Origin of the sequence: Spiroplasma culicicola AES-1, assembly GCF_000565175.1 — a bacterium.
Taxonomy (GTDB): Bacteria; Bacillota_I; Bacilli_A; order Mycoplasmatales; family Mycoplasmataceae; genus Spiroplasma_A; species Spiroplasma_A culicicola.
Map to the genome: position 1 here is coordinate 737,445 of NZ_CP006681.1, position 24,879 is coordinate 762,323.

At 25.4% G+C, this 24,879-nt stretch carries 23 protein-coding genes; 2 read left to right on the top strand and 21 right to left on the bottom strand.

What is annotated here, in order from left to right:
* Positions 1–210 precede the first annotated feature (210 nt).
* Positions 211–1,254 carry a lipoprotein gene (locus SCULI_RS03365; RefSeq protein ID WP_025363235.1) on the top strand — a complete coding sequence of 348 codons (1,044 nt, stop codon included), beginning with the start codon at positions 211–213 and terminating at the stop codon, positions 1,252–1,254.
* Positions 1,255–1,442: 188 nt separating this feature from the next.
* On the opposite strand, the gene SCULI_RS05660 is transcribed toward SCULI_RS03365, so the two are convergent.
* The 17 genes from SCULI_RS05660 to SCULI_RS03450 form a co-directional block, all read right to left on the bottom strand.
* The gene (locus SCULI_RS05660; protein WP_025363236.1) at positions 1,443–2,912 is read right to left on the bottom strand and encodes a glycoside hydrolase family 1 protein; all 1,470 of its coding nucleotides are present in this window, start codon (positions 2,910–2,912) and stop codon (positions 1,443–1,445) included.
* Positions 2,890–5,409: a PTS glucose transporter subunit IIABC gene (locus tag SCULI_RS03375; protein ID WP_025363237.1), complete on the bottom strand. Its 2,520-nt coding sequence runs from the start codon at positions 5,407–5,409 to the stop codon at positions 2,890–2,892. Before SCULI_RS03375 ends, SCULI_RS05660 begins: the two co-directional genes overlap by 23 nt.
* 77 nt (positions 5,410–5,486) lie before the next feature.
* Entirely contained in the window at positions 5,487–6,206 is a 720-nt protein-coding gene (locus SCULI_RS03380; RefSeq protein ID WP_025363238.1) for a MerR family transcriptional regulator, read from the bottom strand.
* 126 nt (positions 6,207–6,332) lie between these two features.
* A complete protein-coding gene (locus SCULI_RS03385) occupies positions 6,333–6,602 on the bottom strand; it encodes a SemiSWEET family sugar transporter (protein ID WP_025363239.1) in 270 nt (89 codons plus the stop codon).
* Positions 6,602–7,429, bottom strand: a complete 828-nt coding sequence (locus SCULI_RS03390; protein ID WP_025363240.1) for a hypothetical protein — start codon at positions 7,427–7,429, stop codon at positions 6,602–6,604. Before SCULI_RS03390 ends, SCULI_RS03385 begins: the two co-directional genes overlap by 1 nt.
* Position 7,430: 1 nt before the next feature.
* Positions 7,431–9,302, bottom strand: a complete 1,872-nt coding sequence (locus SCULI_RS03395) for a PTS sugar transporter subunit IIC (RefSeq protein WP_025363241.1) — start codon at positions 9,300–9,302, stop codon at positions 7,431–7,433.
* 63 nt (positions 9,303–9,365) lie between these two features.
* The gene (locus SCULI_RS03400; RefSeq protein WP_025363242.1) at positions 9,366–10,196 is read right to left on the bottom strand and encodes a MurR/RpiR family transcriptional regulator; all 831 of its coding nucleotides are present in this window, start codon (positions 10,194–10,196) and stop codon (positions 9,366–9,368) included.
* Between the two features lie 7 nt (positions 10,197–10,203).
* Positions 10,204–10,515 carry a PTS lactose/cellobiose transporter subunit IIA gene (locus SCULI_RS03405; protein WP_025363243.1) on the bottom strand — a complete coding sequence of 104 codons (312 nt, stop codon included), beginning with the start codon at positions 10,513–10,515 and terminating at the stop codon, positions 10,204–10,206.
* Position 10,516: 1 nt separating this feature from the next.
* Complete coding sequence (locus SCULI_RS03410; RefSeq protein ID WP_025363244.1) at positions 10,517–11,623, bottom strand: MupG family TIM beta-alpha barrel fold protein; 1,107 nt, start codon at positions 11,621–11,623, stop codon at positions 10,517–10,519.
* The gene (locus tag SCULI_RS03415; protein WP_025363245.1) at positions 11,623–11,928 is read right to left on the bottom strand and encodes a hypothetical protein; all 306 of its coding nucleotides are present in this window, start codon (positions 11,926–11,928) and stop codon (positions 11,623–11,625) included. The genes SCULI_RS03410 and SCULI_RS03415 overlap by 1 nt, the downstream gene beginning before the upstream one ends.
* A gap of 1 nt (position 11,929) precedes the next feature.
* On the bottom strand, positions 11,930–12,244 hold the full coding sequence (locus SCULI_RS03420) for a PTS sugar transporter subunit IIB (RefSeq protein WP_025363246.1): 315 nt from the start codon (positions 12,242–12,244) through the stop codon (positions 11,930–11,932).
* 2 nt (positions 12,245–12,246) lie between these two features.
* Positions 12,247–13,479 (bottom strand): alpha-L-fucosidase, encoded by a 1,233-nt coding sequence (locus SCULI_RS03425; RefSeq protein ID WP_025363247.1) that lies wholly within the window; start codon positions 13,477–13,479, stop codon positions 12,247–12,249.
* A gap of 173 nt (positions 13,480–13,652) precedes the next feature.
* Entirely contained in the window at positions 13,653–15,101 is a 1,449-nt protein-coding gene (locus SCULI_RS03430) for a glycoside hydrolase family 1 protein (RefSeq protein ID WP_158499960.1), read from the bottom strand.
* A 1-nt stretch (position 15,102) separates the two neighbouring features.
* Entirely contained in the window at positions 15,103–17,787 is a 2,685-nt protein-coding gene (locus tag SCULI_RS03435; RefSeq protein ID WP_025363249.1) for a glucose PTS transporter subunit IIA, read from the bottom strand.
* 236 nt (positions 17,788–18,023) lie between these two features.
* Entirely contained in the window at positions 18,024–18,527 is a 504-nt protein-coding gene (locus SCULI_RS03440; RefSeq protein WP_025363250.1) for an RpiB/LacA/LacB family sugar-phosphate isomerase, read from the bottom strand.
* Entirely contained in the window at positions 18,527–18,961 is a 435-nt protein-coding gene (locus tag SCULI_RS03445) for an RpiB/LacA/LacB family sugar-phosphate isomerase (protein WP_025363251.1), read from the bottom strand. Before SCULI_RS03445 ends, SCULI_RS03440 begins: the two co-directional genes overlap by 1 nt.
* Positions 18,962–19,023: 62 nt before the next feature.
* A complete protein-coding gene (locus tag SCULI_RS03450) occupies positions 19,024–19,797 on the bottom strand; it encodes a DeoR/GlpR family DNA-binding transcription regulator (RefSeq protein ID WP_025363252.1) in 774 nt (257 codons plus the stop codon).
* Positions 19,798–19,916: 119 nt separating this feature from the next.
* On the opposite strand from SCULI_RS03450, the gene SCULI_RS03455 reads away from it, so the two are divergent.
* Complete coding sequence (locus tag SCULI_RS03455; protein ID WP_025363253.1) at positions 19,917–20,762, top strand: class II fructose-bisphosphate aldolase; 846 nt, start codon at positions 19,917–19,919, stop codon at positions 20,760–20,762.
* 48 nt (positions 20,763–20,810) lie between these two features.
* Here SCULI_RS03455 and SCULI_RS03460 read toward each other — a convergent pair whose 3' ends face one another.
* From SCULI_RS03460 to SCULI_RS03475, 4 genes are all read right to left on the bottom strand, one after another.
* Positions 20,811–21,260 (bottom strand): hypothetical protein, encoded by a 450-nt coding sequence (locus SCULI_RS03460; protein ID WP_025363254.1) that lies wholly within the window; start codon positions 21,258–21,260, stop codon positions 20,811–20,813.
* Between the two features lie 151 nt (positions 21,261–21,411).
* Complete coding sequence (locus tag SCULI_RS03465; protein WP_038648091.1) at positions 21,412–23,328, bottom strand: PTS transporter subunit EIIC; 1,917 nt, start codon at positions 23,326–23,328, stop codon at positions 21,412–21,414.
* 177 nt (positions 23,329–23,505) lie between these two features.
* A complete protein-coding gene (locus SCULI_RS03470; RefSeq protein WP_148294464.1) occupies positions 23,506–23,754 on the bottom strand; it encodes a hypothetical protein in 249 nt (82 codons plus the stop codon).
* Complete coding sequence (locus SCULI_RS03475; protein WP_025363257.1) at positions 23,744–24,868, bottom strand: SIS domain-containing protein; 1,125 nt, start codon at positions 24,866–24,868, stop codon at positions 23,744–23,746. Before SCULI_RS03475 ends, SCULI_RS03470 begins: the two co-directional genes overlap by 11 nt.
* Positions 24,869–24,879: the final 11 nt, after the last annotated feature.

Here is a 24,879-nt window from a genome sequence, read left to right on the forward strand (position 1 = left end):
AAATATTTTATAAATTAATTATAACTTTAAAATTTTCCATTATTTATATAATTTAATAAAAAAAATTTCTATTTTATGATTATTTTAGATTTTCCACACTTATAACTTGCTTTTTTTTTTTTTTTTTATAAAATTCCTCATAGGGTTTAATGTAATAAAATGGATATTTAAATTTTCTTATGTGTTTTATAGAAAAGGAAAAATTTAAATATGAAAAAACTTTTAGGATTATTGGGAGCTATGGGAATGGTAGCTTCAACAAGCTCAGTTGTAATTGCTTGTGGAGATAATGAAGATAAAAAAGAAATTAAATATGAATTAGAATCAAGTTCATTATTAAAAGGACAAACTACTACTATTAAAGTAATAGTTGAAGAAGTTGACATTGAAATTAGTGCAACTTCAAAAAATGAAGATATTGTTTCAATTGCCCCATCTTCAACTAAAGAAGGAACACAATTAGAATTTACAATAACTGCAAAAAAAGAAGGAACAACTCAAGTTTCATTTACTGCAAATGGTTATAAAACTTTAGAAGTAGAAATTAAAGTTACTACAGAAGTTGAAAAAGCATTAAATGATTCAATTGAAGTAATTGAAAATGAAGCTGGTTATAATTCAGAAGCAGATTTACAAACAGCTTTAGATACTAAGTTTAGTGAATCAAACATTAGTGCAAAAACTGTTAAAGAAGGAACACCAGTAAATGCAAATTCAATTTTAGTAGTTTATACAAAAGATGATACTTCAAGATGAATTAAAGAAACAGAACAAAAATATACAATTTCTGTATTCGAAGCTGAAGAAAATGAAACTAAAGCTTTAGTTTGAAAAGAAGAAAATTCAAGTACTGGTGCAGCAACTGCAAAAATGTTAGAACAAGTTACCCCAATTATTACTACTAATTATGATGAAAATACAATTGAATTAACTGATATAAATGACAGTGTTACTTTAGAAATTACTTTAAGTGATCCTAACTTAAATGAGCAAGGAGAACTAAAAGGAATACTTGCCTTAGATAAAGATGCAACTGAAGGCGAAAAAGGAATTGAAATTGATTTAGAAAAAGCTTTACCAAATGAAGAAGTTGTTAAGGGAACTTATTTAAAAGTTATTTTTTTAGGAATAGAAAATAATATTGTTAAATTAAAATTAACTGGAATTAGTTCAACTACAGAAAATAAAACTTTATCAATTGATTATGATGATGCAGCAACTAAAGAATTAACTTATAATGTAAATGTTGCTTAATTTTAATTATTGAAATAACTATATTTTTAATTTAAAACCCCCCACACATTACTGTATGGGGGGTTTTAAATTTCTATGTTGCTTAAATATAGCTATTTATTTTATAACTTTTTAATAATATAGTTAATTCAAATTTGTAATCGTTAATTTTAAAATTATAGTAATTATTTACTATTTTAAAGATGTTGTTAATCTCACAATTTTGATCCATTACTTTCACAAATTGTTTTAAATCATTTACCTGACTCTTTAATTTTTCTTTCTCCAGTACCTTCTCCATAATCATTTAAATCTACATATATAAAACCATAACGTTTTGTCATTTCTTTTGTTGACATACTTACAAGATCAATTGCAGTTCATGAAGTATAACCAATACATTCAACACCATCTTCTTGCATTGCTAAAAGCATATTTTTTAAATGTTCTCTAATATAATCAATTCTATATGTATCATTTAGAATGTTATTTTTTTGATCTCAAATTTCATCAACACCAATTCCATTTTCAACTATCATTAATGGTTTTTTATAACGATAATATAAATCATTCATATATATTCTCAACCCTACTGGATCAATTTGTCAACCTCATTCTGTCGCATCTAAATAAGGATTTTTCCCTCCAGCTAAAATATTTCCATTTGTAGTCTCAGTTTTTGAAACTGAAGTCACACTTGACATATAGTATGAAAAACTTAAATAATCTACTGTATATTCTTTTAAAATAATGGCATCTTCTTTTGAAATATTAATACCAATGTTATTTTTAGCAAAATAATTTAACATATATTGAGGATATTCGCCTTTAGCTAAAACATCAAAGTAATATCACATATTAATGTTCATATGTTGTTGATTTGCTAAAACATCTTCTGGATTGCACGTTGCTGGATATGTTTGTAACGCAGCAATCATTGAACCAACTTTAATGTTTGGATCAATTTCATGGGCTAATTTAACTAATTTAGCTTGTGCGATAAATTGATTGTGCAAAGCATTATAAAGTTTATGCAATCGTTTTGGATCATTTTTATCCATTACAAATCCAGCTCCTGTATATGAAGAATGCGAAGTAATATTAATTTCATTAAAACCTAGTCAATATGTAGCATAATCTTTAAATTCATTTAAAACAACTTCACAATATTCTAGAAATTTATCAATTGCTTGACGATTTTCAAAACCTCCATATTCTTCTAACAGTCATAATGGATAATCATAGTGACTCAAAGTTAAAACCAATTCAATATTATTTTCTTTTGCTTCTTGAAAGATTTTTTTATAATGTTCAATTGCTTCTCTATTTGGTTTATTTTCACTTGTAGGCATAATACGACTTCAAGCAATACTTGTTCTAAAGCAATTCATTCCCAATTGCTTAAATAACCCTAAATCTTCTTTATAACGATTATAAAAATCAATTGCTCAACGATAAGAATAAACTTTATCTTTTCCATTTTCTTTTGCATCTTGATAAGTATCTGTAAAGTATTCTAATGCTTCTACTGCTGCTGCTTTACGATCCAAATTGGGATTATAATATTTGTAATCTGCAATGCTTAATCCTTTTCCATGAGCATCATATGCTCCTTCATATTGACAAGCAGCAGCAGCTCCCCCAATTAGAAAATTTTTAGGAAACTCTAACTTTTTCATTTTTTTCCTCCTGTTTTAGTAATTTATTAGTAAAAATTTCTTTATGTTTTTCTGTAATTTCATAACCAATGTCTAATGAATGAATTACATTAAAATAATTATTTTTGAAATTATTTATTTTAATTTCATTAGTTTTAGAAACTACAATATTAATAATTTCATCAACATTTTCCATATATTTAAATTGAATTTTGTTTAAATTATTAATTGATTCATTTGATAATATCTGACTTTGATAAGCTTTTTTTTCTAAAATTTCAAGTTTATTTCCTTGAGTTAATTCCTTAAATTTTAAATTCACTTTTTTCATTGCTTCAATTTTATTCAATTCATATAAGTGATTTGATTTCTCAGCTAGTTTCTCTTTTTGATTATTTAGACCAGAAACTTTTGCATTTAATTTAATTGCATCAGAAATTGACTTTCTTACATTCAATTCATAAACTTTAATATTTGGTTTTAATTGTTGATTTAAAATTTCATCTAGCTTACTTAAATTATTACTCAATTCCAATTCAATTTCTTTAAATGATTTTTGTGATAACTTAGCAACAGTTTTAATTAATTTTTTATTTAATTTATTAGTTGCTTTAATTTCATTTGGTCTTTCATTAAAGAACAATATGTTTAATAAAATTGAAGTTCCAATAATTGCTAGTAAGGCAACTGCCCATCCAATATACTGACTAGTTTCTTTTCCTACAGATAAGAATGAAAAGATTCCTTGAGCATTTGGCATAAATCAATCTCCATTAAACATTCCTGTATAAACTAGTCCTCCAACTGAAGCACCAATACATCCAAGCAAGAAAGGTAATCCATTTCTTAAAGTTGAACCAAATATTAATGGTTCTGTAATTCCAAATGTGGCTGCAGGTAAAGCACCTAAAGCAGCACTTCTAGTATTTGCATTTTTAGTTTTAATAGCAATTCCTATAGCTGCCCCATATTGTCCAAATACCCCAAATACAGGTCCAAATAAAATTGGTACGGAAGTTACTCCATCAAAAGCAGGAATTGCGATTGCATTTCAAACTGCTGCATGTGTTCCAGTTAAAACTAAAGGCTGTCATACAAGTGCAAATAAAGCTGTGCTTAGTCCAAATGGAACTCAATTTAATAAACTAATAATATAACCAATTAATGCTTCAAATAATCCTAAAATATTTCCCATTATCATAAATGTTAAAGCACATGTTACTAAAACAGATAAAAAGTGTCTAAAAACTATATCAACACTTGTTGGCATTCAAGTTTTTACTCATTTGTCAAAATAAACATAAACTAAGCCTGCACAGATCATTGGAATTACAGAAGTAGGATAAGGTTTAATTCCTATAACACTACTTACGTCTCCAATTTTAATTGTTCACCATTCAAAAACTGGTTGACCAAATAAATATGGTGAAATAATTGTTACCCCAATTAATAGACCAATAACTGTATTCCCGTTCAAATATTTAATTGTACAATATATAAAAAATATTCCTATAAAATTGGTTCCAGGATAAGCAATAATGTATAACATTACATTAAATCATGAATAATCTGCTATTGAATGTTCAGATAAATTAATTGAAGGAAAAACATTAAATACTTGGTCACTTAACAAAGTATATAATGCTTGTAAAATACTTGCTGCCATCATTACTGGCAACATTGGTAAAATTATTCCTTTTACTAAATTTAATACTTCAGTTTTAAATCCATCTCTTTTAATGTTATTAGTTTTAAAACTATCTTTATTTGCTAAATAATTATCAAGAGCATCTTTTACTTTATAAACTTCCCCTCCAATAATTATTTGCAATTCATTATCACTTCAATTAGTTCCTTTAACAATTGATATTTTTTTAATTGCTTCAAGATCAACTTCTTCTTTATTTTTAATTGTAAATCTCAATCTTGTCATACAATTTCGATAAGTTCTATAATTTGTATTTGTACCCACATATTTATATATTTCTTGGGCAATTGAATCATATTTTCCAATAAACTTAACTGGTTTGTTTTCATCAGTGTTTATATTTTCTTGTGCTGATTCATATATTTCAAATAATGGTTCACCTTTTTTAACTGACCCTGTTTTTAAAATTTTTATATCAAATTTATTATCACATTCAAAAACAATAGGAGTTTCAGTTAAACAATTAGCTTTTTTAATATCTTGCAAATTAACTGAAACTATTTTTGTATTTAAATCTACATTACTATTTTCTTTTTGATGAACTGTAAATGGTTCTCCATTTAAAGTAACTGTATCAATTCCAATATGCATTAATACTGGATTTTCTAAACCTTTAATTTTAAAGAAATAAGCATGTTTAGTTTCAAAAATTTGTGCTAATGTTGCATTTTCAACAATTGCATAAAAATCATTTTCTGATGGTGTAAAAGAAATACCTTTTCCCAATAAACCTGCAGAAAAAACACCATCGTTTAATTCTTTAATTGGTTTTACAACACCATCACATGGTGCATAGATTTTATAACTCATATAACTTCTTTCCTTTCATTAATTATTAAATAATTTATTAGTTAATAAAACAAGAAATAAAAAGTACTAACATTATGTTAGTACTTTTTATTTGTAATTTTAATAATTCATATTAAAGACATTTCAAAAATTTCATTTGAATAATTAAATTGAGTTATACGTCGCATTTCCTTAATATACCTAGGTTCATTTGTTAATCATTTAATTCAACATATGAAATATAATGGTGAACGATTTAAAAAATTATCATTTAAAAATTCATATAATTCACTAAAATATTTTGAAACCATTTCATAAATTAATTTATTATCATTAAATTCTTTAAAACAACTATAAATATTTTTTCTTATTTTTTTCAGTTTAATTTTATATTCTTCTTTTTGATATCAAAGATATCTTTTTTCATATAGTTCATACATTACTGTTCTTGCAATCAATTCACTTTTAAAAAAACCAAAATAACTACGATCATCTAATTTAATTAAATTTTTATCTTTATATATTTCATATTTATTATTAAAAATTTCAAATCATGTTTTATAGCTATCTAGAAAATGATCAAAAATAGTAATTAAATTTTGCTTGTTTATATTATCTAAAATAATTTTAATATGCTCTAAATTAAAACCAATTTCAAGCAATAATTTAATGTGATAAAGTCTTTCAATATCTTGGTCATTCATTAACAAAACATCACTTAAAATTTCAGGGCGCAATATTCCTTTTTCAATATAATGTTTAATTTGCTTTAATGACGATTGTGTTTTTCTTCTAATTATCTTGCTATTATATTTCATATTTTCTCCACTATTATTGCTAAAAAGTAATTTTTAAAATTATATAATATTTTATACAAAATAAATAATAACTCATTTAATTAGATAAAATCTCATTAAATGAAAAAACCTTATTAAAAGGTTTTTTTATTTAACATTATTTGGGATTAACTTCATAATTAAAATTATTGATGAAAAAATACATTGAAACATATTTGTAATATATACCTGTGGTTGAGGTATTGGTGTTAAAAAACCATATATTATTCAAATTAAAGAAGCAATTATTAAAATTGAAATACTATAATATGAAATATCATTTGTATTTCTTGTTTTTATTACTTTAATAACTTGAGGTATCAAATATACTGCTGTAAGGACTGTACCTATTCATCCTAATAACTCATATACTTGCATTATTTTATAATAACCTCAAATCCTCTTATGATAAATCCACTTGTAAGTAATTTTCTATAATATTCATTTTTAACCATTCCCCCGAATATATAAATAGTTTTAATTAAATAATTAATTTTTGTTGAATCAATATATTCAAAAAAATATCTTGAAATTTTTTCTAATATAATATTGATTTCACTGGTTAAAACAAATTGTTGTTCTAATAATATGTATCTACTAAATTTTAAAAAATTTGGTTTAATTAGATTCCAATCAGCATATAATGTTTTAATTTCTTCTATATCTTTGAAACCAAAAAAATCTAAAGTATATTTAATAAATTTACTTTTAAAATTAAATTTTTCTTTTTCAATAATTGCCTCTTTAATAAATTCTTTTGCAAACATATATGCTGATCCTTCATCACATATTAAAGGACCAAAACTAGACATAATACGCTTAGATTCATTTACTTTTTCAATCATAACAGTACCACTTCCTAGTGAAATTGCTAAATAATTTTCATGCTCACAAAATAGAAATTCTTGAACTTCAATATCAGTTAAGATATGAATATTTCCAATGTTACATTTTTCTTTAAATATCTCTAATAATTTTTCATATTTTTTAAATTCATGAATTCCTGGAGCACCTAAATAAATATTTTTAATATTATGTTCCTTATAATTTTCATTAATTTTAGCTAATTCAGCTAATGATTCATTTGTATTTGTATATAAATTCATACCCTTAAATATTTCTTTACTATAAATATTTTTATTAGAATCAATTAAATAGACCTTTGAAGTTGTTGCTCCACCATCAATTAATAAAGTATATTCCATATTATTCTTTTACCTTTTGTAATTTTTCATGTCTTTTTATTTTTTTAGTTTCAATTTCTTCTAAAGCCATTTTTTTCATATATTCATTTATACTTAATCCTAATTTTTCTGCTTCTTTTGAAATATTCTTTTGTTCTTCTTTTAAAATTTGTTTATCTCAAACTTTATAAAATGGAAGATAAACTAATGTTGCAATTCCAGTACAGATTAATGCAGTAATAATTGCAAAAACATTATTACCGCTAGATAAGAATGCTCCAATTGGGGCTGGCAATGATCAAGGTGCAACAGCCACTCAAGAAATATTAAATAGACTAACTAATGCTAATGATGCAACAGCACAAATCATTGGTGCAAGCATAAATGGAATAAATAAATAAATATTTAAAACTACTGGAAAACCAAACATCATTGGTTCAGAAATATTAAATACTCCTGGTACAAAACAAGCTTTTCCCATTGCTTTATTTTGTTTTGATTTAGAAAATAATATTCCACAAATTGCTAATCCTATTGTAGCTCCACTACCCCCAATTCATATTGTCCATTGATAATATTGTTCAACAAATACATTTGGTACATCACCAATCATTCCATTATTTCATCATTCACTATTTTCTGCAATTGCTGGATATCAAATTGGATAAGTAATAATTCCTGTTATTGCACTACCATGAATTCCAAATCATCAAAATAATGAATTAAAGAATATAATCATTATTACTGCTCCAAAATTATCGTTAACTAATGATGCTAAGGGTTTTAAAATATTATTCATACCACTAATTAAATCAACATTACCAATATATGCTACTAATATAACAAATGTAGCATATACTAATGCAGGAATTATAGCTGTAAATGAGTTACTTACAGCTGGTGGTACTCCTTTAGGAAGTCTAATAGTTATTCTATATTTTTTAAAAATCCTATATAACTCAAACATTAACATAGAAGTTAACATAGAGACAAATAAACCTTGAGAACCTAAATCTGCTAATGGCAATGATGTACCTCCATTTTCAGCAAGTTCTGCAGGTTTAACTCATAGAATAAAACCAAGCATTCCCATTATCCCAGACATCAATGGAGCCTCTCCATAATTTTGACCAAGATTTATACCAATTGCTATTGATAACGCTAAAGCCATAACACCCATTGTTAAGCTAGATATTATAACTAATGCATGATCTAAAACTTCTGGAAAATATGTATACAAATATGCATGTTCTGAAGTTGGGTCAAAACTCGTTGGTATGCTTCTTATAACTGTAATAAAAGATGCAATCATAATAAAAGGAATTAATGAACTAAATGCATTTCTAATAGCCATTAAATGCTTTTGATTTGCAATTTTTCCTAAAACTGGCATCATTTTTCCATGAATATCTTTTGCTTTATTAGTAAATGAATTTTTAAAATATCTAATTGAATTTATTTCACCCTTTGTTTTAGTTTCTTCAATAGATAATTTTAAATCTTGTTTTTGTTCTAAAATAAAAGTTTTAAACTCCTGTTGTGCAATTTTTCTTTCAGCTTTAGTTTGACCTTTAATTAATTTTCTATACTTTCTTTTTTCTTTATTTATATTTTTAAAATAATCTACTTGAATTTTAGAAATTTCTTCTTCAATTGTTTTCTGTTTTTTATTTTTTTCAAATTTTTCTGGATTTTTTAATTCTTTAATTTGCAATGAATGTGTTGACTTTAATATTGAACGTGAATTTTTATATTGTTCAATTAATAATTCTTTTTCAAATTTTAATAAATTTTTATCTTGTAACTTTAAATCTTTTTCATTTTTTAAATTACTTAATTCCTTTTTCTGTAAAAGTTTAAGTTCTTTTAATTTTGAATTTTTTTCTTTCTCCATATAACACCTCTCTAATTAAATTATAGTTAGAAGTTCTATGCAATTTATTTTATAGTGTGAAATTTATTTTAAATAAAAATTATCAGAAGAAATCAATTTGTTAATTCTATCTTTATTTAATAACATATGAAATATAGCTTTAAGAATAAAAAGTGTTGTCACTTCAGATGATTGTCTATTTTCAATAATTGATTCATTTTCAGCAATTTTAATTACGACATCATCTTTTGAAATTAAGTTTGAAACATCATTTCTTGTAATAATTATTTTTTGAATTCCTTTATCATTAAGCTTTTTAATAATACGTTCAAAAAAATTGCTTGATAAAGAATAACTAATAATTAATGCACAATCATTTTTTGCGATTATATTTGAATATGCCATCTGTTGATCAGTATCTTGTGAAAAGAATGTTTTTAAATTAATTCTCAATAATCAGTCAATAAACAAATGAACTAAAAATATGTTTCCACCTTTTGCAAACATAAATATATTTTGTGATTTTTCAATAATAATTTTTGCTTTCATTAATGAATTTTGATTTATATTTGTTGTATTATGTAAACTAAGTTGTGTAAATTCTTTCAATTTTTCAATTAGTGAAATTTCATTAGAAAGACCAAAATCATTATTCTGAACATCAAAAGTTTCCATATATTGATTTTCAAACTTTAAAGATATATTTAATGTTTTATATCCATTTAAGCCTAAATATTTACAAAATCTTGTAACTGTAGCAGGACTAGTAGAAGTTTTTTTTGAAACATCAAAAATGGTATATTTTTCCAATACCATATAGTTTTTTATAATAAAATTTGCAATGACTTGAAAACTTACATTTTCAGAATATCTTGCAATTTCTCTAATTTGATCTAATATACTTTTTTTATTCATAGTTTATTTATTCTTTACCCTTATATAAATCAATTATATAGTCTAAAAGGTCTAAAATTACAAGAGCATTTGAAAAATGATCTTGTGCATGAATAAATAATGTTTTTATATCTCAATTTTCTCCTTGTGCTTCTCTTGAAATAATTTCTGCATGCAGTTTATGTGCTTCATTTAATTTTGTTTTAGCTTTACTTGCCAATTCCTCGGCTTTATCTATTTCTTTATTTTTAGCTTTTTTTAATGCATTAAGTGCAATTCCCTTCGCTTCACCAGAAATTCCAATTAATTCCATACTAATATTTACTGTTCTTTCTTCCATATTAAACACCTCTAAATTTAAATTTATCTCAGCCCTCTAGTAGATCTAAAAGACTTAAATCATATTCCATAATATTTCCAATATAATTCACACTATTTCCTAATTCTGTGTAATTATCTTTAAGAATAACTATCAATTCTTTTTGATAATGTGCATTATTACTATTAATAATGCACACATCTCCCTTATTTAATATTTTTTTAATATTATTTGGTTCTATTTCACAATTAAAGTCAACTCTTGTTCAAGTTGATCTAACAAAATCTGAACCTGCATCTCCTCTTCAAAAATGATTATTATACTCTAAAATTGATTTTTCATTAATTGAGATATTATCTTCAATTTTAATATCAAACTCATATTTTTTTAAATGAAGCAGCTCTGAAAACTGTTTTATTTCTTCATTAGACATTGGCTGATTGCCAACCAAAACAGTTGAAATAAGATTAGTTGAAAAGAGAATTTTTGCTTGTGTTCTTAAAGGCAATCCTCTAATACTTTCAACAGAAACTAAATCTGAAACTTCATATTTTTGTGGCCCCTTTTTACCAAATTTTGAGCCAACAAAAGCAGATGTATGTATTCCTAAATCTACAAAACGTTTTGTAGAAATTATAAAGCGTTCAAAAGATAACGCACTATTTTTTAAAGGATAAAAATTATGACATCCAAATAGATTTTGTTTTCTTGGCTTATAGTCAATTACATTTGTAATAAAATTATCGTTATTACTTATATTTATCTGTATATCAATATCTGCTTCATTATATGTTGCATCAGCTACTTCTTTTGGCAAAAGTGGTGCATCAAGTCTGAGACAAGAAATGCCCATTTCTTTAAATTTTTCAAGATTATTAATTTTAATGTTTAAAAAATTTAATGTTTCTTGAGTTATATCTAAAATAACATAATATCCAAGTTTTTTAGCAAATAAAAACATTTCTTTATATAAATTAATAATATTAATATCAGGACTTGAACCCAAATGGATTAATGACATGAATACATTATTAATTCCATTATTAGAGCATTTTTCTAAATATTCAATTGTTTCTTCTTTTGAAAAATGCTCTGGATAAATTGATATACCAAGTTGTCTCTTAAACATTACAATAAATCTCCTCTTCTATTAAATTGAATTCTATTTCTAGTTTTATAATATGAGATTCCCAACATAATTCCCAAAAGAAAACCTCAAGTTAATGAAATAATTATTGCAGAAACTAATGCCCATTTTATTACCAATAAGCAAATTACTATAATTAAAATACCTATAATAGTAAAACAAGGAGCTATAATTCACATAGTAATTTTAAAATCTTTATATTCACAATATTTTAATGTTAATCAATAGAAAATTAATAATGTAGCTGCAAATAAAATTGCAGAAACTATATAATATCAAATTGGCATTTTATAAACTCAAAACCTCTAAAATTCTGTTAAATAATATTTCAACATTTGATGAAACATATTCTCTTGATTCAATTTGAATTAATGGAACATTTTTTTCTAATAACACATCTTCATATTCATCAAAATACATGCTTAAATGTGGAGCAAATAAAATTAAATCATATTTATCTCCTAATGCAGAAATATTATCATTTCCATAACCGCCTTCTTCAAATTTCAAATTATATTCTTCGCCTAATTCATTTAAACGATTAGAGATTATTGAACTTGAATAACCTCCTGAACATAATATTAATCCCTTTATTTCTTTCATAATTACTCTTCCTCCATTTTAATAACACGTACAATCGTGTTTATTCCATAATCAAATGATTTCATTCTTAATTTAATAATTCTTTCATCTATTTCATACTCAACTGGATCAGAATTGTCCAAATATTTAATACTCTTTATTCGAATATTCTTATCCAAATTATACTTTCTTTCTTCTTGGAAATTACCTCCAAATTGTATCTTTTTAACATGTCCTCCGGTAATCACATTATATAAAAATATATAATAATCTTTATTTTTTTTAATTATAAAATCTTCTTCTGAAACTGAAACTAAATCATAATTTCCAATTAGACTATAACCATAGTTATTAACTCATTTATTAAAAATTTTAACTGTTTCTATTTCAAGAGGAATTAATTCACCATTTTTATCAACTGATAAATTTAATAAATAATTTGCTTTCTGTTTTCTTGCAGTTAAAAATTTAGAAATTAGATCTTTTACACTTTTATAATTATAATCCTCTTTTGCGTAGCCTCAATGATCATTAAAAGTTTGACAAGTTTCTGCTGCTAAGTCTCTTGAAAAAACTGTATAATCAACTTTTTTCATATGCCCTTGTTCAAATGTAATTGAATCAACTTCTGGATGTTGCTCTTTTCCTGCATTTGCAAGTCCTGAATTATTTATAATCATTGCTTCTGGATTATATTTTCTAATTATCTTATAAAGTCTATCTTCTTTTCAATCAGCTTCTTTTCTATTTCAATTTCCATCAAATCAATACCCTTTAACATTTTTATATTCTTTACATAAATATTCAATGTTTTTATGCATATATTCTAAATATTCATCAAAATCATCATTATACTTAGGGTTTGATCAATCCCACGTTGCATAATATAGAAAAGGTTCTATCTGTTGCCTGTTACATTCTGCAATAAATTCTTTTACTATATCTCTTGTTTTAGTCATTGTTATATCATATGAACTTATTTTTTTTGAATCATATAATGCAAAACCATCATGATGTTTTGTTGTGAAAACAATATATTTAAAATTATTTTCTTTGGCAAAACTCACAATTTTTTTTATATTTAATTGTAAATTTAGTTCACTAAAATTTGAGAATAAAGACAAATATTCCTGAGTTGTTAATTTATACATTTCTTGATATCATTCACCTTTTTCTAATTGATTGTACAATCCATAGTGAATAAATAATCCTAATCCATATTCTCTAAATTTTTGCACCCTTGTTATTTCTTTCATATTACCTCCATATTCATTATATTTTTATTTCAAAAAAACTATTAAATAATGAAATTTATTTTACATTTTGAAACAAAATTAAATAAAAATAGTTGAACTGATTAGCAGTTCAACTATTTAATATATTATATTTTTAATAATGATTAGATTCTTTTCTTGTCTCATTATGAATATTATTTTATATTAAGACAAGCACCATTTGATTCACAAACATTTTTAAATCAATCAAATGATTTCTTTTTAATTCTTTTTTTTGAACCGCTACCCTCATCATTTATATCAACATAAATAATTCCATATCTTTTAGACATTTCTAAAGTGGATCCTGAAGGTAAATCAATTATTCCTCACATAACATAACCCATCATGTTTACACCTTCATCAACTACTTCAATAATTGATTTTAAATGTTCTTTTAAATATTCAATTCTGTAATCATCATTTATGATTTCATTTTCTTCAACAGTATCTAAAGCGCCTAAACCATTTTCTGCAATAAATATAGGTTTTTCATATCGTGCATAAAGTCTATGCAAAATAATTTTTAATCCTACTGGATCCATTTGCCAACCTCATTCACTTGATTTTAATTTTGGATTTGACCCAATTATTGATAAATTCCCTGCTGTTTTTTCTTTACCCCCAATTACACCAGAAGAATAATAACTAATAGCCATAAAGTCTGCTACATTATTCATTAATAATTTCTGTTCTTCTTGTGAAAAATTAAAATTAATGCCTTTCTTTTTTAATCTAATTTCATTTGGTTTTGACATTTTCCCATTTAAAAGAATATCAAAATTAGAATAAATAAAATCTTCTGCAAACTCATCAGCTTGCAAAACTAAGTTAGGGTCTGAATCATATGGATATAAAGGTGTGGCAGCACACATTGCACCAATAACATTATTATTATTTATTTTTTTTGCAAGTTCTTTAACTTTCGCTTGTGCAATAAAATAATTTCTTCTAGCTAAAATAGTTTTTTCTTTTAATTTTAAATCATCATTTAATAGTCCAGCACCATTTCATTGGCTAAATATTAGAACATTAAATTCATTAATAGGAATTCAATACTCAACATCATCTTTATATTCATTTAATATAAATTCAGCATATCTAATAAACTGTTGTAAAGTATATTCACTTGCAAAACCATCATAATTGATTGCCAAATTTAAAGGCAAATCATAATGCATCATTGTTACAATTGGCTTAATATTGTATTTTTTTAATTCCTTAAATAAATTATGATAAAAGTTTACTCCTTCTAAATTTGGCTCTTTATCATCTCCATTAGGAAAAATACGTGCTCATGCAATTGACATTCGATAACAATTCATTTTTGCCTCTCCAAATAAAGCAATATCTTCTTTATACATTTCATAATGAGATATAGCAGTTCTATTTGGATAAAAATATGTTGAATTATTACTCATAGCTTCTTGAAGTTTTTCTGTAGTCATTAATTTTTCTGCCATTGTATTTTTTCGATCTAAATTCGGATTTCATCTGACCATGTCTGCAATTGTTGGTCCCTTATTGCCCTCTTTCCAACAACCTTCAATATGCTTAGCAGCAGTTGCGCCTCCGATTAAAAAATTATTACCAAAAGTTTTCATATTAAGTAACATTAACTCCTTTAACTTTTTCATTAAATTTTTTGGCATCAAATAATCTTGGTTTATTTTCTTCTAAATCAAAATTAATTAAAGCTGATTTAATTACATTGTTATAATTGCTTTCAAGATATTTAATATCATCAAATTTTAGTTCATTTGTAGATCTTTCAATTATTTGTTTACTAATCAATATAGCTTTATTAATAAGAGAATTATATAATTCACTATTTGTATTTAGTTCATTTTGCAAATCACTTTCTAATTTTTGAAGATTATTAATTTTTTCTTGGTAAGAAATACTATTATATTTGTTTACTAATCTAAGTTTTTTCTTTTCATTAGTTGTTTTTTGTAGGTTTTTAATAATATCATTTTTTTTGGCATCCTCTTTTGCAATTAAACTATTAGCCTTAGTTTTATATTCTAAATTTTTACCATATTTTTTTTCTCAATTAATTATAATTTCACTGTTTCTTTTATCTTTAAATAATAATTCTAAATCTTCCATTTCTTTTGAAAGACTTTGACTTTGTTCAATATTTAAAGTATTAAATCTTCTTCTCATTTGGCGATTTAATTTAATAATTCCATATTTTTCAGTAACTCTTTCTTTTGCAAAAAATAAAACTAATATGATTGGAATTATCAATGCCACTAAAACAGAAACACCATATCAAATAAATTTACTAATTGGAGTATCATCAACTCCTCAATTTGGATCTAACGGATTACTTCCAGGTCCCGCAACATTTATAAATGATAATATTCCAGAACCACCTCTTATATAAAATGGAATATCTACAATACCCATAATTCATCCCCCAATACCAGCACCTACTAAACCGTAAAATCAAGGTTTAACTGTTGGTATTGTAACTCCATAAACCATTTGTTCTGGTACACCAAATAATGTTGGCAATATTGCTCCATAAGCAATATCTTTAGTTTGTTGTTTTCTAGTAATCATAATAACTCCAATACCAGCACCTAATTGGCCCATAAATGAAGCTAATTTTCCAGCAAATAATGGTAACATTCATCTTGGATCCATTGCTGGTAGATAAACTCCATTTTGCATACCACCAGTAAAAATTGGTGTCATAATAATAAATGATACTGTCATCTGAGCGCCTGTTAAACAAATTGCTCATCATGAAAATGCAAACAGTGCTATTGACATACCAAATGGTAGCTTTCCAACATAAAATATTGCTTTACCAATAACTTGCTCAATCATTGAAGCAATTGGTGTAATTCCTAAATAAACTACAATTCCTGTTGCCAATAGTACTAAAGGAGAACCAAAAACATTTAAAAGATTTTTTGGAATTCTTTTTGTAACTCAGTTATCACATTCAACAATAAAGAATGCAGCTGGAATACATACTAAAAAACTTCCCATGCTTGGTCCTACTCTAACTGTAAGTCACTCATCTGTATTTTCTTTTAATCAAGTTCATTCTCAAAAATTATATTGGACAATACTTCCATTAGAAAATGCTCCTCTTAATAAAATTGGAGAGGCAATTACAAGCCCAAGCATTATTCCATATATCGGTTTACCTTTTAAATAGACAACAGCATTATATGAAAAAAATATTGCTAATACTGAAAAAACACCTGTTCCAACTATAAATAAACCAATACCAAGATAAATTGAAAATAGTGTGAATCCCTGTTCTTGAGCCTGTTCAACAATTGAACCAAAATCAGTATTAAATGTTATTGAAGGAGCTAAATTTGTAGCTGTTAATATTGCATAGACTGCACCAATTAATCCACCAGCTAAAAAAACAGGAATAGCAGGAATAATAATTCCCTTAAACATATTCATAAATCTAGTACCTAATTTTACTTTTTCTTTTATAATTGAATTTGTATTATATCTATTTTGCATAAAGTTTAAAAAAGCTTTATACATTATTTCTACCTCTCCACCAATAATAATTTGCAGTTCATTAGCAGCTCAATTTATTCCCTTTACAAATGAAAGTTCTTTAATTTTAGATAAATCCACTTTGTTTTTATCATTAATCTTAATTCTCAATCTAGTAGTACAATGTCCATATTGACCAAAATTTGATTCACCACCAATTGCATTATAAATTATACTAGCTGATCTCTCATAAATATTTCTATTGTCAAGATTATTAAGATCGTCAAAACTAATTTGTTTAGAAACATATTCTTTTATTTGAGGTTTTTCATATGATACTTCTGCAAAAACTTCTCCCTGTTTTAACTCTTGTCCTTCCTTAACAATCATCATAATATTTCAACCAATATTTTCATTTTGATCTAACACTATTGGAGTTGCAATTGAAATTTCTTTATTTTTAATCATTTCAAGGTCAACATCAATAATTTTAGTTTTTTTTGTTATCTCATCACCTTCATTAATATGAAGTTTAAATGGTTCACCATTTAAACCAACAGTATCTAATCCAATATGCATCAATATTGTTGGTCCATCTTGACAAGTAAAATAAATTGCATGTTTTGTTTCAAAAATTTGCTTAATTTTCCCTTTATCAAGTGGTGAAAAAAATGTATTTTTGGATGGAACTAAATAGACACCATCTCCTAACATTTTTTCAGAAAAAACGCCATCATTTAATGAAGATATTGAATAAATTTTACAATCAACTGGAGCAATTAATTGTATTTTCTTTTTCTCATTATTCATTCATTGACTTTCCTTTCTAATTTTTCTAATTTTTTTGGAATAAATTCCATTATTATTACACACAAAAAAAAAAAAAAAAGCAATTGATTTTTATAAAAAATGATAGAAAATGATTATAAATTATCATTTTCTATCAAAAATAAAGCCATAAAATACGTTTGATAATAGTATTTTATGGCTTTATAAATATTTTATTACTTAAACTATTTTATCTATTGTTTCATTATTGATTATTCTTATTCATTATAGAAACCAGCATCTCATTTTTTATTTTCAGTTTCAAAAATTTCTTCATTATAATTTTCTTTCTTAATCAATTGATTAATTTCATTAATTACAGAGTCATTTTCACCTCTATATTTTGTATTAATAAATTTTTCTATGATTTCATACATTAACCCCAAACCAACAATTCGACCCCCAAAGCCAACAATGTTTGCATCATATTTTTCGCGTGCATCAATTGCTGTCAAAACATCTTTTGTTAAAATTGCTCGTGCTCCTTTAACTTTTTGTGCTCCATTTGAGATTCCTACTCCAGTACCACAAATAACAATTCCAAATTCTACTTCTCCTTGCACAACTTTAACAGCAACTCTTTGTCCATAAATTGGATAATGAGTTCTTTCAAAATCATAAGTTCCACAATCAATTACTTCAATATTATCCCTTTTTAACATTTCAATTACTTTATTTTTAACATCAGTAACAATATGATCACATCCAATTGCTATTTTCATTATTCACCCTCCAATAAATTTTCTAACATGTTTATTCGTACCATATGTCTTCCAGCTTCAAAGTGAGCAGCAAAATATGAATTAATAATATCTACCATGCTCTCTTTTGCAAGAATTTTAAAACCTAAAGATAAAACATTTGAATTGTTATGTTGAATTGTCATTCGTGCTGAATGAAAATCTGAAATTTGAGCAACCACAATTGATTTATGTTTTGCTATTACCATAAAGGGTAATGAACCAAATTCATCAATGACAATTACTCTTGATATTTCTTTTAACTGTAATTTTTTGACCAATTGTAAATAATCACTAAATTCATTTTTTGACTCTTCAAAAATAATATCAAAATTATCATTTTTAATATTTTCTAATAAATAGTGTTTATATACATCATCAATATTTTTATTTATATGTATTATGACTTTTTCCATTACTTTTCCTCCATTAATATAATACTACTTAATGATAATAAAATAAAAAAAATGATAATTTATTATCATTTTACATTAGTTATTTTTTGTAACTGTTTAAATAATGGATCATCAATTTCTTTATCACAAATTATTGTCTTCATATTTGCTGCATTAGTAATTTTATTTCCATATGTTTTTTGATTAAATTTAGTGTGATCCATTAAACAAACAATGTCATGTGAATTTAAAATAACTTTATTAGTTAAATATGCTTCATCAGCATTATTATTAAAAGCATTAAATTCATTATCCATATTGGTGATAGTAATAAATGTCTGCGAAAATTTAAGTGATTCAACAATTGTATTTGCAATTGATCCACACATTGCACTAGATTGTGGTCGTAACTTTCCCCCTATTAAAACAATTCTTTTAATATTAGGATTTGCATTTGCAACACGCGCAACTTCAAAACCATTTGTATATAACATTTTTATTGGCTTATTAATTGATTTCACAAAAATTTCACAAGTTGTTCCTGCTCCAACAAAAATTTCTTGTGAGTTAATTAAATCATTTGCAAGTAAACCAATTTTTTGCTTTTCTTCTCTGTTTGCTGCAAATTTTTCTTCTCTTGTTGTTTCATATTCTTTATCCGTATTTAATTTAATTAAACCCATTTCAGATGTAATATAATTTAAATTCTCAAGTAATTTTATATCTCTTCTTGCTGTAATTTCAGGTATTGCTTGTTCTTGAGCAAACTTTAAAAACTGTTTTATTGAAATTGACATATTATTATTTAAGTAAGAGAAATAGAGTTTAATTCTTTCTCCTTTTTTTAATTTTTCCATATTTTCCATTCCTAATCTAAATAATTTGCTACATATAATATTATTTTATCTAAAAATGATAGAAAATTATAAAAATATATCATTTTTAGATAAAATAATAATGATAAGGAGATAAAAGTATGAAAGCAAGTTTGAAAGAAGAACTATTAAAAGCAAAACAAGGGAAATATGCAGTTCCTGCATTTAACTTTGATAATTTAGAAATGATGAAAGGAATTATTGAGGCTGCAGAAGAAGAAAAATCACCTGTAATTTTGATGGTAACTGAAAGTGCTGCAAAATACATGGGAATCGATTATGTCTTTTCATTTGCATTAACTGCAACTAAAAATGCCAAAGTCCCTGTAGTTTTGCACTGAGATCACGGATTTGACATTGCACTAATAAAAAAAGCTATTGATGCAGGATTTTCAAGTGTTATGTTAGATTCATCATTAAAAGAATTTAATGAAAATGTAGCAGAAACTATTGAAATTGTAAAATATGCAAAAACTAAAGGTGTAGAAGTTGAATCTGAAATTGGACACGTTGGAGGAAAAGAAGATGATCGAGTTTCAAATAGCAATGGGTACACTGATGTAAATGAAGCTATTGAATTTGACAAACAAACTCAAATTGATGCTTTGGCGGTTGCTATTGGAACAAGTCACGGATTATTTAAAGGAGAAATTAAACTCCAATTTGAATTATTAGAAGAATTAAATTCAAAAATATCAACCCCACTTGTTCTTCATGGATCTAGTCAAGTTCCACTTGAAGATTTACAAAAAGCTATTAGCTTAGGTATTACAAAAATCAATATTGGAACAGATTTAAAAATGGCTTGTGCAAAAGGTTTACAAGATTGATTTAATCAAAATCCTGATGGATTTGATGCAAGACAATATGGAAGACATGCCATTAATTTTGTAAAACAAGAAGCCAAAATAAAAATTAAGGCATTTGGTTCAAATAATAAAGCATAAAAAAATGAATCTCTTTAAAGAGATTCATTTTTTATAAGTTTAGTATTTCTATTCTTCATCTGGTTCATCATCAAGATTAATGCCATATTTAGCTAATACTTTATCTATTTTTTTAAATTTTTTAGCATGTTCTTTTATAAGAACGGCTTGTTGATTATACAATTTTCAACAGTCTTTTGTTAATGGGGCCATTTCTTTATCCTTTCCTATTTTTATAAAAACATTATAGGAAGAAATATATTTATTAAATAATATAATTTCATTTTCTTCCATTGAAATTATAACATTACCAATTCCACACACTCAACTTTTTAGTGATTTATCATATAATAAACCAAATTTATTTTGCATAAAGTTAATAAAAATTATTTGATCTTCTTCTACATTAAAAGTATCTTTTTTTAACCATTCACTTACAAAAATATCTTTTTTAGAAATAAATGTCACTAAAGATTTTTGAAATACAATTATTACTTTTTTAAATTTTTCAATGTACAAAACCTCCTTTTTTAAATTGAAAAAACAAATAAGACTAATTAAATTTAGTCCTATTATAGTAATCGTCATAAAAAATAATGTTTTGTACAAATAATTTTAAAATATTGTTTAAACAAAAAAATAATCCATTTAATGGATTATTTTTAAATTATTATTTTCCCGTTAAGTCATGCATTATGTTTGCAACATGTTCTACATCGGTTCCAATAATTATTTGTAGTCCTTGAGTACCTAATCGTTTAACTCCATAAGCACCTGCCGACTTAATCTTGTTATCATCAATATCTTTTTTGTTATCAACAACAGTTAATCTTAACCTTGTTGCGCAATTTTCAACTTTAACTATATTTTCTTTTCCAATGATTTCAAGTAATTCATTGGCCATCTCTTCATATTTTTGTTTTCCACCTTTTTTAATTTGATCTTTTTTAATAGCTACATTTTCTCCATCTTCTCTACCTGGAGTTTTAATATTTAATTTTTTAATCAATATTGAAAATGTAAAGAAGTATGTAGGAAATGCAAGTGCTGCTAAAGCAAACATTCACAATGGGTTTGAGAAAAATCCATATACTCCTCCATTTACTAATCCTTCATATTTACTCATTCCTCATGAATTTGCAAATGAAATTACATAATCAATAAATCCACCACTAAAACCAAATCCAATATGCATATGCATTGCAATTGCAATTGCAGCAAAAATTGATGTGAATAAAGCATTCATTACTCAAAGAACTGGTCCAACAAAGATAAACGCAAATACTAATGGTTCATCAATACCTGTTAAAGCAGCTACAACAGCAACTCCTCCAAGGAATGTAGCTGTTTCTTTTCGATTTTCTTTTTTAGCACAATAAATCATTGCTAAAGCAGCTCCCGGTAATCCTCCTCAAAACATTGGGAAATATCCAGTTTGGAAATTACCTGAAACCATTGATTTTTGGAATGCAGTGATATCTCCAAAGATAGTATAAGTTCCATCACCATTTCCAAGAATTCCTTCAGTTGGTTGATTAGCTCTAATTACAATAAATTCTTTCCAATTAGATGCAGTTATATTTTCTCCAATTAAAGCTCCAATTGAATCAAATACTGTTTGCATTGGAACTCCATTTTCAACTACATCTTGAAAAATAATGAATTTACCACCAAAATCAACCATGTAACCATCAATTGGCATTTGGAATCACAAGAATGTATTAATAATATGGTGTAAACCAAATGGTTGAACCATTCTGTTTACAAATCCATATAAGAATGCTCCTGGAATTGCCCAAGCATCTCCAGATGAAATTGTTTGTCCAAATGACACTAATCCGTATTGGAATCAAGGTCAAATAATTGCAAATAAGAATGCAACTGGAATTGACAATACCATTACTGTCATTGGAACAAATCTTCTACCTCCAAAGAAAGATAAAGCTTGAGGTAATTTAATATCTCTAAATTTATTGTATGATCATGCAGATAAACATCCAGCAACGATTCCTCCAAGCACACCAATATTTAAGATATACTTACCTCCAATTACTTCGATAGTATCATCAATCTTACCATAAATAGGTACATAGAATAATTTTGAAAAAGCTCCGGTTACAATAACTTGACTATTTTCATCCAAACCAAGAGCATCAAAAGTCATTTTATTTTTATATAGTAGATCTGGTAAACCACCCTCTGTTAAAAATGCAGTTAATATTAGGTAAAAGGCAGCCCCTACCAAGGCGGCTTCACCACGTTGATCTCTAGAAAGTCCAAAAGCAGTTCCAATTGCAAACAATAATGGCAATTGATCAAAAATTGTACCACCTGGTTTTTGAATAACAAATCCAAGTCATCATCCAAAATTTTTACTATCTGGATTTAGTTCCATACCAAGGGATCCAAAACGATTAAGTAATGCAGCAAATGGTAATAATGCAATTGGATACATTAATGATTTTCCAAGACCTTGAAGCCTAATTAGCAAATTGCTTCAAAAGTTATTACCTGTATTGTTCATTTGTTTTTCAGTTCTTAACTTTTGTTTAGCTTCTTTTTTATTTTTTTTAGAAATTACATCCATTTTTAAATCTCCTTTCCAGAATTATTTTCCAAAAAAAAAAAAAAAAAGCAATTGTTTTTTGAAAATTTTTGCAAAATTTTGTTATTTCTTGAAATTTTAAACATTTATATGTTTATATCATTAAAATAAAAACACACAAACTTAAGAATGTGTGTTTTAAAAGATTTTAAATTTTTATTATTTTAATAATTCATTAATAAACATTGCTCAACAAAAAAATGCAGTAAGAGCAAGAGCAAAAAGAATAAAAATTAATAATCATTTTCTAAAAAATATATATATAAATTTTGATTTATGATCTGGATTAATTGATAATTCTGGAGGTGTTGTTTTTTTCTTAATTACTATTCACACAATTAGACCAATTAAAGCAATTGATGCAATAATTCCAACTGTTAATAAAATAATTTCTCTATTATTCATCAAATTTATAAATTACAACACCTTGCACAACCCTATTTACTTCTCCAGTAGGACAAGGGTTATCTGGATTGATATTTAATTTTAATGAAAATAATACTGCAATAATTTGTGCAATATAAATATAACTTAAACCAATAAAAATACTATTAGTTAACTTTAAATCCAAACTTATATAGTTACTTGAAATATCTTTAATTGACTTATCATTTATATTGTCTAATACAATTAGCTGATTAATTTGTTTTTGAGTTTCAAGTTCTTTTATCATATCTAAGTCATATTTTCTTGTGTATTCATTATTTGAAGCCATTAAAAATACAATTGTTTTTTCATTTAATATTGATTTTGGCCCATGTCTAAAAGCTAATACATCATTAAAAAAAGTTGGAATGTTTCCTTGTGTTAACTCAAGAAATTTTAAGTGAGCTTCTTGACAAAAACCTTTGTATTCTCCAGAACCTAAATATACTAGTCTTTCAAAATCTTGATTAGATATTTGATTTGCATAATTTTCTAATTCATCTTGATGGCTTTCAATTTTAACAATGTTTTCTAAACATTCTTGATAAAAATTATCATTATTCAATAATGATAAAATCAAACAAGCTGCAATCATCATTCCTGAATAACTTGAAGTCATTGCAAAACCTAAATCATTTGATTCATCTGGAAGAAGAAATAATTCAATAGATTGATTTGATTTTGCTTGTAATGCCAATTTTCCTTGACTATTACATGTTATATAAATATGCTTAATATTTTTAATTATTTTATTAGCTATTTCAACTGCTGCAAGTGATTCAGGTGAATTTCCACTTCTAGCAAATGAAATAAAGATAACATTGTCTTTATTTTTAAGTAATTTATTTGGGTCAGCTACTATTTCTGTTGAAGAATATGACTTAGCATTTAATCCTGCATTAATTCAATATCTTTCAATTGCATTTCCAACAAATTCACTTGTTCCTGCTCCAACAAATATTATTTCTCATTCTTTATGTTCTTGTGCCAATTTTACTCATTTTTTCTTTTTTTCTTCAAATAATTTTAAAATTTTTTTTCAAACAACTGGTTGTTGCTTAATTTCTTTATATGTTTGTATTTCATTTAATTTCATATCTTTTATTC